General features: G+C 70.7%; 11 protein-coding genes and 1 tRNA gene. 11 read left to right on the top strand and 1 reads right to left on the bottom strand.

Annotated features, from left to right (window positions below; genetic code table 11):
• The first annotated feature begins 15 nt into the window (after positions 1-15).
• The 9 genes from galU to HD597_RS56510 all read left to right on the top strand — a co-directional run bounded on the left by galU (position 16) and on the right by HD597_RS56510 (position 9,658).
• Complete coding sequence (galU, locus tag HD597_RS56470; RefSeq protein WP_253756703.1) at positions 16-918, top strand: UTP--glucose-1-phosphate uridylyltransferase GalU; 903 nt, start codon at positions 16-18, stop codon at positions 916-918.
• A complete protein-coding gene (gene glp / locus HD597_RS56475) occupies positions 905-2,092 on the top strand; it encodes a molybdotransferase-like divisome protein Glp (RefSeq protein ID WP_253756706.1) in 1,188 nt (395 codons plus the stop codon). The genes galU and glp overlap by 14 nt, the downstream gene beginning before the upstream one ends.
• Entirely contained in the window at positions 2,089-2,565 is a 477-nt protein-coding gene (moaC, locus tag HD597_RS56480; RefSeq protein ID WP_276083278.1) for a cyclic pyranopterin monophosphate synthase MoaC, read from the top strand. Before glp ends, moaC begins: the two co-directional genes overlap by 4 nt.
• Before the next feature lie 478 nt (positions 2,566-3,043).
• Complete coding sequence (locus HD597_RS56485; protein ID WP_253759897.1) at positions 3,044-3,523, top strand: MogA/MoaB family molybdenum cofactor biosynthesis protein; 480 nt, start codon at positions 3,044-3,046, stop codon at positions 3,521-3,523.
• A 57-nt stretch (positions 3,524-3,580) separates the two neighbouring features.
• Positions 3,581-4,234: a GNAT family N-acetyltransferase gene (locus HD597_RS56490; protein ID WP_187415194.1), complete on the top strand. Its 654-nt coding sequence runs from the start codon at positions 3,581-3,583 to the stop codon at positions 4,232-4,234.
• Between the two features lie 124 nt (positions 4,235-4,358).
• Positions 4,359-4,943, top strand: a complete 585-nt coding sequence (gene sepX, locus HD597_RS56495) for a divisome protein SepX/GlpR (protein WP_253756709.1) — start codon at positions 4,359-4,361, stop codon at positions 4,941-4,943.
• Positions 4,944-4,991: 48 nt separating this feature from the next.
• A tRNA-Ala gene (locus HD597_RS56500) sits at positions 4,992-5,068 on the top strand.
• Positions 5,069-5,376: 308 nt separating this feature from the next.
• Complete coding sequence (locus HD597_RS56505) at positions 5,377-5,514, top strand: hypothetical protein (RefSeq protein WP_253756712.1); 138 nt, start codon at positions 5,377-5,379, stop codon at positions 5,512-5,514.
• 478 nt (positions 5,515-5,992) lie between these two features.
• Positions 5,993-9,658 carry an nSTAND1 domain-containing NTPase gene (locus tag HD597_RS56510; RefSeq protein ID WP_253756714.1) on the top strand — a complete coding sequence of 1,222 codons (3,666 nt, stop codon included), beginning with the start codon at positions 5,993-5,995 and terminating at the stop codon, positions 9,656-9,658.
• Between the two features lie 39 nt (positions 9,659-9,697).
• On the opposite strand, the gene HD597_RS56515 is transcribed toward HD597_RS56510, so the two are convergent.
• The gene (locus HD597_RS56515; protein ID WP_253756716.1) at positions 9,698-12,538 is read right to left on the bottom strand and encodes an AfsR/SARP family transcriptional regulator; all 2,841 of its coding nucleotides are present in this window, start codon (positions 12,536-12,538) and stop codon (positions 9,698-9,700) included.
• A gap of 569 nt (positions 12,539-13,107) precedes the next feature.
• On the opposite strand from HD597_RS56515, the gene HD597_RS56520 reads away from it, so the two are divergent.
• Together HD597_RS56520 and HD597_RS56525 are read left to right on the top strand one after the other, a co-directional pair.
• The gene (locus HD597_RS56520; protein WP_253756718.1) at positions 13,108-13,566 is read left to right on the top strand and encodes a hypothetical protein; all 459 of its coding nucleotides are present in this window, start codon (positions 13,108-13,110) and stop codon (positions 13,564-13,566) included.
• 6 nt (positions 13,567-13,572) lie between these two features.
• Positions 13,573-13,722, top strand: coding sequence for a hypothetical protein (locus HD597_RS56525; protein ID WP_253756720.1), 150 nt, complete (start codon positions 13,573-13,575; stop codon positions 13,720-13,722).
• Positions 13,723-13,746 lie beyond the last annotated feature (24 nt).

The raw sequence follows: 13,746 nt of genomic DNA on the forward strand, positions 1-13,746 counted from the left end.
CACTAGGGTCTACTCATGGCTGACTTCGACCCTGTGACGAAAGCCGTCGTGCCCGCCGCGGGTCTGGGCACCCGGTTCCTCCCGGCGACCAAGGCGACACCCAAGGAGATGTTGCCCATCGTCGACAAGCCCGCGATCCAGTATGTCGTCGAGGAGGCCGCCTCCGCTGGGCTCCTCGACGTCCTCATGGTCACCGGCAAGAACAAACGCTCGATCGAGGACCATTTCGACCGCGCGTTCGAGCTGGAAGAGGCCCTTGAGGCCAAGGGCGACGAGCACCGGTTGTCCCAGGTTCGCGAGCCCGCGTCCCTGGCGACCCTGCATTACGTACGGCAGGGCGAGCCGAAGGGGCTCGGCCACGCGGTGCTCTGTGCCAAGCATCACGTCGGTGATCACCCGTTCGCCTGTCTGCTCGGTGACGACCTCATCGACCACCGCGACCACCTGCTGCAGCGCATGATCGAGGTGCGCGAGACCTTCGGCGGGAGCGTGATCGCGCTGATGGAGGTGCCCAAGGAGCAGGTCTCGCTGTACGGCGTCGCGACCATCGAGGCGACCGCCGAGGAGGACGTCGTCCGTGTGACGGACCTGGTGGAGAAGCCGCCGGCCGACGAGGCGCCGTCCAACTGGGCGATCATCGGGCGCTATGTGATCGATCCGGCCGTCTTCGAGGTGCTGGAGAATACCCCGCCGGGGCGTGGTGGGGAGATCCAGCTCACCGACGCGCTGCGGACGCTCGCCTCGCGCGGCTCCGAGGAGGGCGGGCCGGTGCACGGCGTGCTGTTCAGGGGGCGGCGTTACGACACGGGCGACAAGCTGGACTATTTGCGGACCGTGGTGAAGTTCGCGGCGGATCGGCAGGATCTGGCGCCGGAGTTCGTGCCGTGGCTGCGGGAGTTCCTTGATGAAATCAGTTGACGCGCATCTGGCCGAGATCCTGGCCACTGTACGTCCGCTGGCCCCCCTTGAGCTGGAGCTGGAGCAGACTCTGGGGACGACGCTGGCCGAGGACGTGTCCTCGCCGGTGCCGTTGCCGCCGTTCGACAACTCGGCCATGGACGGGTACGCCGTCCGGGTCGAGGACCTGTCGGAGATTCCGGTCACCTTGCCGGTGATCGACGATGTGGCGGCGGGGTCGCTGGAGCTGCGGGCCGTGGGGCCGGGGCATGCCGTACGCATCATGACCGGTGCACCCCTGCCCGCCGGGGCCGATGTCGTGGTGCCGGTCGAGTGGACCGACGGCGGCACCGTCTCCGTACGCATCGATCGCCGCGCCGAGGCCGGCAACGCGATCAGGCGGGCCGGCGAAGACGTGCAGACCGGTGAGATCGTGCTCAAGGCCGGCACCGTGATCGGGCCGGCGCAGCTCGGGATCATCGCCGGGGTGGGGCGGCGGCGCGTCTGGGCGCGGCCGCGGCCCAGGGTCGTCGTGATCTCCACCGGCGCCGAGCTGGTCGAGCCGGGCGGTCCCCTCCAGCCCGGCCAGATCTGGGATTCCAACAGCTACACCCTGACGGCGGCCGTGCGGGAGGTGGGGGCCGAGGGCTTCCGCGCCGGGTCCGTCGGGGACGATCCGGGCATGCTGCTCGACCGGCTGGACACGCACCTGATGCGCGCCGACGCGATCATCACCAGCGGCGGGGTGTCGATGGGCGCGTACGAGCCGGTCAAGGAGGCCCTGTCGCCGCTGGGCACTGTCCGGTTCGAGAAGGTGGCGATGCAGCCGGGGATGCCGCAGGGGTTCGGCGTCCTGGGGGACGACCAGGTGCCGATCTTCGCGCTGCCCGGGAATCCGGTGTCATCGTTCGTGTCGTTCATGCTGTTCGTACGGCCTGCGCTCGACAGGATGCGCGGGCTGCCCGGCGGGATGCCGGAGACGGTCACCGCGCGGACCACCGGGCCGTTGCGGTCGCCGTCCGGGCGGCGGTCGTACCTGCGCGGGGTGCTTGCGGCCGACGGCACGGTGTCACCCGCGCACGGGCAGGGCTCGCACCAGCTCGCCGCGCTGGCCTCGGCGAACGCGCTCATCGTGGTGCCCGAGGATGTGACCGAGGTGGAGGCGGGGGCTTCTGTGGAGGTGGTCCGGCTTTGAGCGAGCTGACGCACATCGACGAGACCGGGGCGGCGCGCATGGTCGACGTGTCGGCCAAGGACGTCTCGGCCCGCAGCGCGACGGCCACCGGGCGGGTGCTGTTGTCGGCCGAGACCGTGGCGTTGCTGCGGTCGGGAGAAGTGCCCAAGGGGGATGCGCTGGGGGTGGCGCGGATCGCGGGGATCATGGGGGCGAAACGTACGCCTGATCTGATTCCGCTCTGCCATCCCATCGCGTTGCACGGGGTGAAGGTGACCCTCGACGTCGAGGACTGGGGGGTGGGGATCACCTGCCGGGTCAAGACGGCCGATCGCACCGGGGTGGAGATGGAGGCGTTGACCGCGGTGTCTGTGGCGGCGCTGGCTCTGATCGACATGGTCAAGGCGGTGGATCCTGGGGCGGTGATCACTGAGGTGCGGGTCGAGGAGAAGCTGGGCGGGAAGACCGGCCGGTGGGCGCGCGATCAGGACTGACCTGTTCGACGGCGGCGGGAGTTGGCAGGGTGGCGCACCGGCGGTCCGGGAGTGGGCCATCTCGCCGCTGTGGCGTGTTTGATGCCGGAACGGGCGTGAGACGCCGGTGAGGTGTCCTTGACGGCCTGGGAGGGCGCGACTGCCCACTGTGTGCCGCTGACAGTGTTCGGCCGGCCGTTGGCGCGGCCGCTGGTGGGCAGGAGCGCCGCTGCCGGTGTCGGCGGGGGGTCGGGCATGTGCCGGCGGGTGGTCGGGCATGTGGCGGGTGGTCGGGCATGAGTGCACGGGCGGTCGGGCGTGTGTCGGGCGCGCGGTCGGGCGGGTGTCTGCGGGTGGTCGGGCGGGTGTCTGCGGGTGGTCGGGCGGGTGTCTGCGGGCCGTCGGGCATGATGGGCGGTGATCGGGCCGGCGGGCGGAGGTCGGGTCGGACCGGGTGGTCGGAGCGGGTGGTTGGAGCGGCAGACGGGAGCCGGGCGTGATGCGGGCGTTGGTGATTACGGTGTCCAACCGGGCGTCGGCGGGGGTTTATGAGGATAAATCCGGGCCGTTGCTCGTCGATCTGCTCCGGCAGGAGGCCGGGTGCGAGGTCGTGGACGGCCCCGTGGTGGTGGCTGACGGTGAGCCGGTCGAGGGTGCGCTCCGTGACGGGGTGGCGGAGGGTTACGACCTCATCGTCACCACCGGAGGCACCGGACTGACGCCGATGGATTTGACGCCGGAAGTGACGTCCCGAGTAATTTCTCGGGAAATTCCCGGCATTGCGGAGGCCATCCGCTTGGCGAATCGCGAAAAAGTGCCGACTTCTGTGCTGTCCCGCGGGCTTGCCGGGCAGGCGGGCAACACCTTGATCGTTAATTTGCCCGGTTCCTCCGGCGGTGTGCGTGATGGCGTGGCCGTACTGGCGCCGATTCTGCGGCACGCCGTAGATCAAATCCGGGGAGGCGATCACCCTCGTTGACGGCGAATCCGATCGCCCTCCTTGATCCGTGGCGACATCGTGCCCGATAGGGGGATGATGAGAGATGTGGATCGACTTCGTGGCTGGCCGGTGACCCTGAACGAAGGTCCGGTAGGCCTCCGGCCGCTGCGGCTGAGCGACGTACGCGTGTGGCGCGAGACCCGGCTGCGCAACGCCGACTGGCTGCGCCCGTGGGAGCCGAGCAATCCTGAGACGCCGCTGTTCAGGACCGGGCTGGGGCCGTACATCTCGATGGTCGGGACGCTGCGTCGCGAGGCACGACAGGGGCTGGCGCTGCCGTGGGTGGTGACGTACGACGGCCGGTTCGCGGGGCAGCTGACCGTGGGCGCGATTGTGTGGGGCTCTGCCCGTTCTGCCCAGGTCGGCTACTGGGTCGACGGGGCGCTGGCCGGTAAGGGGATCACCCCCACCGCGCTCGCCATGGCCGTTGACCACTGCTTTTTCACCACCGGTTTGCATCGGCTGGAAGCGAACATCCGCCCCGAGAACCAAGCCAGCCGTAGAGTGGTTGAGAAGCTTGGATTCAGGGAAGAAGGCATTCGGCGTCGCCAACTTCACATCGACGGAGCCTGGCGCGACCACATTTGCTATGCGCTGACCGTTGAGGATGTTCCTGGCGGGCTGCTCGTGCAGTGGCGTCGCGCGCGTGAGTCAGCCGCTCACGGGGGGTCTCCCGTCGAAGAGGTTTGACGATCTCGCGACACACCGCACCGAATGCTCGTCAATCAGTGACACGCGGTCTTACGGTGCGTGACGTGAGCATATTGAAGGCGCGACGAGCACACCCGCGTCTTCATGCTGCCCGGAGGTGGTCGTGAGTAGCGTCCTCCTCTATCTGGCCATCGTCGTGATGTGGCTCTGCGTCCTCATTCCGATGTGGCTGCGCAAGGACAAGCAGAACCTCGCCGAGCTGGCCGAGCTCGAAGAGTATTACACCGGCGAGCACCAGCTCCCCGACCTCGACAACCTGGCTCCGCCCGACTCCGACGAGGACGACGAGACGCCGCCGGTGGAGGTCGAGAAGGTCGACGTCCGCCAGTTCCGCCTCCGGCGCCGCGCCATCATCGTGGCCCGCCGCCGGCGCCTGCTCTTCTTCACCGCCCTGCTGGTGCTGGCCTCCATCGTGACCGCCGCGGTGAAGGTGATCCCGTGGTGGGGCGTGGCGCCGTCCGTGGTCGTCACGCTGGCGTACATGGCGTTCCTGCGCATCGCCGTACAGGTGGACAGGGAGCGCCGCGATCGCGGCTTCCAGGCGCGCGCTGAGCGGCTCCGGCGGCAGCGCGAGCAGCGGCGGGCCGCCGAGGAGGCGGAGGCCGAGATCATCGATCTCACGACGATGCATCCGGACGTCCTGTTCGATCAGTACGCCGAACCGCCCAAGCGAGCGGTGGGGGACTGATGGGTGGCGCGAGGACTCCCGGAAGTTTGCTAATCTGGTCGAGTCCTTGGGGATGTAGCGCAGTCCGGTAGCGCACTTCGTTCGCATCGAAGGGGTCAGGGGTTCGAATCCCCTCATCTCCACCAGAGGCCGTTCTTGGAACGGCTGGACTGAGGTTGACGGGATCCCGTCCGATCATCTGAATCGGACGGGATCTCGTGTTTTCCGAGCCCATTGTGTGGACGCCAGACTCTCATGCACCAGGCGGCGCTGCCCGGGCTCGGTCCGGCGACCACGAGCAGGCCCTCGGCGACTACACCGCGGTCGACCGTCGACCCGAAGAAGTCACGCGCCTGATTCGAGCGCGCTGCCCTCCACCGGCGCCTCGGGCGCCTGGCCGACGGGCTGAACGAGCACGACCGGGCCGCCCGGCCGGCCTCCGCCCTCCTCCGAGGTGGTCCGCGACCGCGGCGACGTCAGCGTGGACGTCGAAGAACTGGACGGGGGCGTCCAGGTCTCCGTCCTGCTCGGCCGGCGCATCGCGGGACGCTGCCGACTCGGCCGGCCGGGAATCGGTCGCGACCGCGGCTGACAGGGCCGCCCTGACGGCCGGAAGGTCGTTGTCCTCGGCCGGGAACCGGTCCGGGAACCGGTCAAGGGGCCGGTCCAGGGGCCGGTCCGGGAACCGGTCCAGGGGTCGGTCCAGGAGTCGGCCGCGCAGGCGCGGCAGGTGGGGATCGGACGGCGCGAGCGTCAGGCCGGTCTCGGCGTCGCGCCGGACGCGGACCCTGCCGCCCCTGCCGCCCCTGCCGCCCCTGCCGCCCATGCCGCACAGAAGCCCGGCCCGGTTCACGTAGGCGTCGACTGCTCCATCCCTGGCGTGGATCTCCACGGATCCCAGATCGTGAAATCTCATCATTTGCCCCCTCTTGTCGTGCTGGCGATCTAAGGTCTAAGGCGGCCCAGGGATGTCCGAAATAGCCCTCCGTGGGTTCAGGACAACGCGGCGAAGAGTCCGGACAACACGAGGTGAGTGCACATTGGGGCGGCCCGAGCAGCCGGTGGATCCGTTGGCCGGTCCCGTCGAGAGGCTCGCCTGGGAATTGCGCCGGCTCAGGGACGAGGCCGGGCGACCGAGCTACCGCGTACTCGCGGAACGCGCGCATTTCTCGCGGAGCACCCTCGCCGAGGCGGCCACCGGGACGCGGCTGCCCACGCTTGAGGCGACACTGGCGTACGCCGTCGCCTGCGGCGGCGACCCCGCCGAATGGGAGCGGAAGTGGCAGCTGGTCGCGGCCGAACTCGAACGGTCGCAGCGCCGCTGCCCTTACCCCGGCCTGCTTCCGCTGGACGTCGACGCCGCCGACCTGTTCTTCGGGCGGGACGAGCTGCTCGAGGTCCTGCTGAAGGCCGTGAAGCAGGGACCGCTGACGGTGGTCCGCGGTGCCACCGGCAGCGGCAAGTCCTCGTTGCTGCGGGCCGGGCTGGCCGCACGGCTGACCGCCGGCGGAACTTCCGTCACGCTGCTCACTCCGGGTGCGCACCCGCTGTCCCGGCTGCACGCCGCCGACGCCGCGGACGGTGCCGACGCCGCGGACGGTGCCGACGGTGCCGATGTGATGATCATCGACCAGTTCGAGGAGACGTTCACGCTCTGCGCCGACGAGCCGGAACGCGCCGGCTTCCTCGACGCGCTGAGCGAGCTCGTCAGCGGTCAGGACGGCCCGGCGCTGGTGATCGGGATCCGCACCGACTTCTACGAGCGCTGCACGTCGCATCCCGGTCTGGCCGCGGCCCTCCTCGACAGCGTTCACCTGCCGGTCGGCCCCATGTCCGAGCAGGAGCTGCGTGCCATCATCACCGAACCCGCCGCCCGGGCGGGGCTGAGCGTCGACCCGGATCTGGTGGTCACCGTGGTGGCCGAGGCCGCCGAGCAGAAGGGGGCGCTCCCGATGGTCGCGCACGCGTTGCGCGAAACGTGGAGCAGGCAGCAGGGAGACACGCTGGCGCTGGCGGACTACCGGGCCGTGGGTGGCGTGTCCGGCGCGATCGCGCGGACCGCTGAGCACCTGTACGCCGATCTGGAAGCCGACCAGCAGCAGTTGCTCCGCGCCGTGCTGCTGCGGCTCGTCGCCCTGGGCTCGGGCAGCTCCGACACCCGCCGCGGTCTCGACCGCGACGAGCTCGCCGGCATCGGACCCGCCGGCGAGCTGGACGCGGTCCTCGACCGGCTCGCCGCCGCCAGGCTCGTCGTCGTGGACCAGGACCTGGTCGACATCGCGCATGAAGCGCTCCTCACCGGCTGGCCCCGGCTGCGGGAATGGCTCACCGCCGACCGTGAGACCCTGCTGCGGCACCAGCGGCTCACGTCCGACGCGGCCGAGTGGGACCGCAACGGGCGCGGCGAGGACTACCTGTACCGCGGCACTCGCCTCGCCCTCTGGGACGGCGAGGCGAGCTTCGTGCCGCTGAACGAGCTGGAGCGGACCTTCCTGGCGGCCTGCCGCTCGAGCGCGGCCGGGCGCGACCGAGCCCGCCGCCGGACCCGTCTCGCCTTCGGCGGGCTGACGGTCGCCGCCGCCGCGGTCGTCGTGCTGGCCGCGCTCGTCCTGGTCCAGGTGAGCGACAGGGACGTCGAGCGCGACCGCGCCGCCTCGGTACGGCTGGCCGCCGAAGCGCGCCGCCAGCTCCAGCAAGACCCGGAACTGGCGTTGCTGCTGGCGATCGAGGCGTACGAGGCGGAGCCCACTCCGGAGGCCGACCTCGTGCTCCGCCAGGCCACCGCGGACTCCCGGCTGCGCGGCTCCGCCCCGGTCGGCCTGCGCAGGGTGACAGGAACGACGGCCACCCCGGACGGCCGCAAGATCGCGATCTGGGGCGCCGGGTCGGGCCCGGCCAGCCTGGAGATCTGGAGCCTGGACGGCACCGCACCGCGCCGGGCCGGCCATGTGCTCCAGGCGGATCGGACGGACGGCATCCAGAGTGCCGCGTTCAGCGGGGACGGCCGGCAGCTCGTCACCGGAGGCGCCGGAGGAGAGCTGGTGCTGTGGGACCTGGCGTCGAACGGTCCACCCGTGGTTCTGGGGACCGTCGACGGCAGCGTCAACGGTGTCAGCGTCAGCCGGGACGGTACGGTGGCGAGCGCGCACAACGACGGCGTGCGCATCTGGAAGCCGGGAAACTCCAAGCCCGTCAAGCTCAGCGTCCCCGGCCGCGCGGTCAGGAGCGTCGCGTTCAGCCCCAGGGGCCGGCTGCTCGCCACCGGGGGCAACGGATCGCCGCTGCGACTGTGGGACATGACCCGGGACCGGCCCGTCCTGCAGCGTGCGGCCACGCGCGGCGAGCCGGAGCAGGCGGCTTTCAACCCGCGTGGACCATGGGTCGCGACCGTCGAAGGCGACGTTCCCCGTGTCTGGGACGCGACGGAGGAGCCGGCCGGCGACTGGATCCCGCAGATCGAGCTGGCCGGCCACGCCCCGAAGCTGAACGGCCTGGTGTTCACCCCGGCCGGGGACCGCATGGCCACCTTCGGCGCCGACGGCGTGATCCGCGTCTGGACGACGGGCAGCGACGCCGACCCACTGGTGTTGCGCACCCCGAAGGGGGATCCGCGCGGAGCGGCGTTCACCCCGGACGGGAAGTCGTTGGTCAGCGTCGATGAGGACGGCACCCTGCGGACGTGGGACGTCACGGCGGGCGACCCGGCACCGAGCGAGGGCAGGCCCCTGGCGCTCAGCGCTGACACGAGCACGGTGGCGGTCAGCGCGGGGCCGACCTCACTCCTCAGCCCGCTGGACGTCCGCGTCAAGATCTGGCGCGGCACGACCGCGGCCGAGGTGCGCGGCCCGCGTGATGCCGGCTACCTCGTCGCCCTGAGCCCTGACGGCCGGCGGATGGCGGGCATCGGCCGGGCCGGGACGCTCAGCCTGTGGGACCTCACCACCGCCGGCGCCCCGGTCACCACACCCGCGACCTTCAGCGGCCTCCCGATCGGCCTGGCGTTCAGCGCCGACGGAAAGCGGATCGTCGCCGGCGCCTCCCGCACCGAACCGCAGGTGTGGCAGATCTCCCCGTCCGGCGGGTTGACGGCGCTCACCGGCTGGCAGGCCCGGCCCACCGGCCGCGCCGACGGCGACGTGGCACTCAGCCCGGACGGCACGAAGCTGGCCGACGCCCGTGACGACCACACCGTCGTCGTCTGGGACCTGACCGGCAAGAGCGAGCCGAAGATCCTCCGCGGCCATGCGGACGACATCACCGGCCTCGCCTTCAGCCCGGACGGGCTGCGGCTGGCCGCCGCGGCCGCGGACGGCGCCATCCGGCTCTGGGACACCGGCGGCCGCGGCGAGCCTGCGAACGTGCTGTACGGCGCCGAGAACACCGTCCGCGAAGTGGGTTTCAGCCCTGACGGCACCTGGCTGGTCACCAACGAGCCCGCGGGCCACCTGCGGCTCTGGCGGGCGGCAGGCGGCGGCGAACCGCTGGAGTTGACCGGCTGGGGCGCGACAGGCGGTCTCGCGGCGTTCAGCCCCGACGGCAGGCGGATCGTCAGAGGGCTGAGCCCGCGGATCTTCCTCGGTCGCTCGCTGGGGACCGGTCTGGGTGGCAGCCTCGTCCGGACCCGCGCCTGCGAGGTGTGCGGCCCGGCCGGAACGGTGCTCGAACTGGCCAGATCCCGTCGTACCCGCGAGCTGACCGAGGAAGAACGCCGCAGCCATCTCGGCCCGGACTCCTGACCTGCACCGTTGCCCCGTTCCGGGCGACCGTCGGTCTGATCAGCGCGCTCCCGCGCTCAGGTGCTTGACGGGGTCGGGAGCTTGAGGGAGGTCCTGGGCGAGCAGGACCTCCAGCTCCTCCTCGGTGAGGAGATGGAGGTCACACAGGATCCGAGCCGACTGGTGCCAGCGCTGCCGCGCCTCGTCCTGGCGTCCGAGATCGTGCAGGGTGTCGCCGAGCCCCCACAGAGTGCCGGCCTCCAGCGCGCGGGCACCGGCCTTGTGGTGGAGGCGGGCCGCCCTCCTGTATCCGGCCTCGGCCTCGACGAGCCTGCCGGCGCGCCGGTAGGCGTCGGCCAGCGTGTCGGTCGCCGTCCCCTCGCCGTAGGGATTGTCGAACTCCGCCCAGATCTCCAGGCTTCGCCGGCTGGCGTCGATCGCGTCGTCCAGCCGGCCCATTCTGATCAGCACCGCGGCCCGGCCGTTGAGGATCATCGCTTGGTAGTCGCGCAGGCCGCTGGCTGTCGCTGCCGCTGTCGCCTCGTCCTGGGTGGCGAGCGCGTCGTCGAACCGCCCCAGCTTGCCGTACGTCGTGCCGAGATTGTGGAGAGTGCCCGCCTTGCGCAGGGGCAGACCTGCTCGATCCCAGCACGCGAGGGCGCGCTCGAACTGCTCGACCGCAGGCTCGAAGCGGCCCTCGTTCTTGTGGATGAGGCCCAGATGGTTGTGCCCGCGGGCCTGGCCCGCCCAGTCACCGGTCCGGACGGCCACGCGCAAGGCGTGGTGATGGATCTCGCTCAGATCGGCGAGCCAGCCTCTGTGGCTGAAGGGCCTGTTGAGACCGGCGGCGAGCCCTTCCACGGTGCCGGGATCGTCGGTGCGGCCGGCGGCCTGCCGGGCGACGGCGATGAGGTTGTCGCGCTCCAGCTCGATCCAGTCGATCGCCTCCCGCGGTGTGTCCAGGCGGAGGCCCGGCTGGTCGGCGCGAAGATCTCTGACGATGGGGGAGGTGGGATCGAGCAGAAGGCTGGCCGTTCTGGTCGTGGCGAGGTAATGGTGCAACGCGCGGTGGGTGGCGGCCACCCGATCGTTCTCCTGGACGGTGCCGTCCGCTTGCTCGCGGGCGTAGAGGCGGACGAGGTCGTGCATCCGGTAGCGGCCCGGCCCCGCCGATTCGAGCAGCCGGGCATCCAGGAGGCGGTCCAGCGCATCCGCCACCGTGCGCTCGGGCCGATCAGCGAGAGCGGTGGTGGCCGCCGGGGTGTGGGTGGGCGTGTCGAGGAGGCCGAGCAGGGCGAACAGGTGGGCGGCGTCCTGGCCGGCGGGCTCCTCCTGGAGGTGGTGGAGGCTGACGGCGATGCCGGCGCGGACGGCCAGGTCGGCATGCTCCAGCGTGTCCAGGCGGCGGGTGGCGTCGGCGAGCCTGTCGGCGAGGTAGGACAGCGTCCAGTCGGGGCGGGCGGCCAGACGCGCCGCCGCGATGCGCAGGGCGAGGGGCAGGCCCCCGCAGAGCCGGACGATCCGCCCGGCTGCCTCCGGCTCGGCGTGGACCCGGCCGGGGCCGGCGATCCGGGCCAGCAGCGCGGTGGATTCGGCCGGGTCGAGCTCGGGCAGGTTCAGCTGGCTCGCCCCGTCGACCGAGGTGAGAACCTGCCGGCTGGTGATGACGACCGCGCACCCCGACCCGGCGGGAATGAGCGGGCGGACCTGGCGGGTGTCGAGGGCGTTGTCGAGGATGAGCAGCACGTGCCGAGCCGAGGTGAGGGATCGGTAACGGGCCGCCGCCTCGTCGACCGTGGTCGGTACGGCGGAGCCGTCCAGGCCGAGCGAGCGTAAGAGCCGGCCGAGCGCCTCCAGCGGCGACAGCGGCCGGAGGCCTTCGGTCGCGCCGTGCAGGTCGATGTAGAGAACACCGTCGGTGTAGCGGTCGGCGACGGCGTGCGCCAGGTGTACGGCCAGCGCGGATTTGCCGATCCCGCCGGGACCGCCGATGGCGACGATCGCCGGCGTGCCGGCTTCCGAGGAGGTGAGCGCCTTGTCGAGCCAGGCGAGCTCGACATCGCGGGCGGTGAAGGCGCGGGTGTCGGCGGGCAGCTCGGCCGGGACGACGGCGTCGCCGAGCGTGGCATCCTGCGCCGGAGAGGTCAGATCGAGGACGGGATCGTGAGCGAGCACCGCCTGCTGGAGCCGGCGCAGCTCGGCACTCGGCTCGATGCCGAGCTCCTGGATCATGACGCGGCGGGTCTCCTGGTAGACCGCGAGCGCTTCCGACGACCGTCCAGCGCGATACAGCGCCAGCATCAGCTGCGCGTGCGGCCTCTCCCGCAGCGGGTGCGCCTCGATGTGGACGGTCAGATCCGGAATCACCGCATGGTGATCACCCGCCGCCATCCGCAGATCGACGTGATCCTCCAGCGCGGTGAGACGTTCCTCCGTCAGGCGGGTGGCCTCGATCTGGGCCCACTCCGCCGACATGCCCGCCAGGGCCTCTCCCCGCCACAAGGCCAGCGCCTGCCGGAACGACCTGTCCGCCGTGACGGTGTCTCCCCTGTCCCGGCCGGCCCGCGCTTCGCGCACCAGCCTCATGAACAGATGAGCATCGACGTGATCAGGTGGCACGTCCAGGCAGTATCCACCCGGCGCGGTCACGATGACCTCGTCGAGCGCCCGAGGCGCAAGGAACTCGCGAAGCTTCGACACCACGATGTGGAGCTGCTTCGGCGCCGTCGCCGCCCGGCTCTCCCCCCACACGTCGGTGAGGAGCTGGTCGGTGGTGACCACCCGGCCGGCGCTCGACGCCAGCCTGGTCAGCAGGCCGATCCGCCGGCTGCCGGTCAGCGGCAGCACGTCGCCGTCTGCCGTCAGCTCCCACGGGCCCAAGATCTTGATCCCCAGTCGCATCGCACAACCCTCCGTAGGCAGGACCAGCGTTTCATCGGTCATGACCGTTACCTGTGGGAGGGCCTCCTTCGTGATCTCCTGAGCGGCAGGTGACGAACCTACCGGAACACACCTTGTGTTGGCACGTTGTCAACATGTCGGTGCGGGCGCGGGCCGCTTCAGCTGCAGCGTCTGACGCAGATCCCCGGAGGCGTCGCAGATCGACTCCTACGGTCCTCTGGGCGTACAGCGACGAGCGGCACGATCAGGATCGTCTGCGCACCCTTGATCTGCCTTCCTCGTCCGGCTACGGCGCAGCCGATCGCCTGACCTCCTACGGAGATCGACGGAACCGGGCGTCCGAGCTCCTGGGCGATCGCACGCAGCTGTACCGCCTTCTTGCTCAGAGCCGCAGGGCTGATCAAGGAGGCTACCCAGCCGTCACCGTGCAGGACGGCGCGACTGCGCTCGGGTCGCGTTGCCGACCGGAGGGTCCGGCTGAAAACGATCACGAGCAGCGCGACTGCCGGTCGTCGGGAGCGGCCTTACTGATCTTCTGAGTGACCATCGGTTCTGCGACGATGACCACCATGTCGCGGATCGAGTTCTCCTATGGAGCGCCGGAGCATGGCTGGTCCGTGGTCACCATCGCCCATGAAGGGCGTGAGGCCCGGATGGTCGTGTCCTACGTGACCGATGCTCTTCGGGACCTCCTGTACAGCCTGGTGCGGGTCACTCAGGGCGACGACATCCGCTTCTCCTGGGATGCTGAGCCCACCGAGTACCGATGGATGTTCACCCATGAGGACGACGCGGTCCGGGTGCGCGTTCTCAGGTTCCGGGACGGGAGGAGACCCGAACCGGACGACGCGGGGCAGGAGGTGTTCGCGCTACAGAGCGAGGTAAGCCCTCTGGTGCGAGCGGTGGTCCGCTCGGTCAGGCGACTGCTCTTCGAGATGGGCGAGGAAGAATACGCCCGGCAGTGGACAGGACAAGCCTTCCCGCTGCGCGAGCTGAACGCGCTGGAATCCTGGCTCAAAGATCACTGACCGGGGGTGGACGACGAGTTGCTCGACCGCCTCGGCGAGCCGGTCAAGGTGGCGCGCAGGACATTCGCCTGCACCATGCGAGACGCCAACTCCTGGACTCCCGACGAGGTCAGAGAATGTCTCCGGCGGGAGCATTCCGGCACCGAGGTGACCTGAACGTTGAGGGTTGGCTGGGGGCTG

Source organism: Nonomuraea thailandensis (genome assembly GCF_024172165.1).
Lineage (GTDB): Bacteria > Actinomycetota > Actinomycetes > Streptosporangiales > Streptosporangiaceae > Nonomuraea > Nonomuraea thailandensis.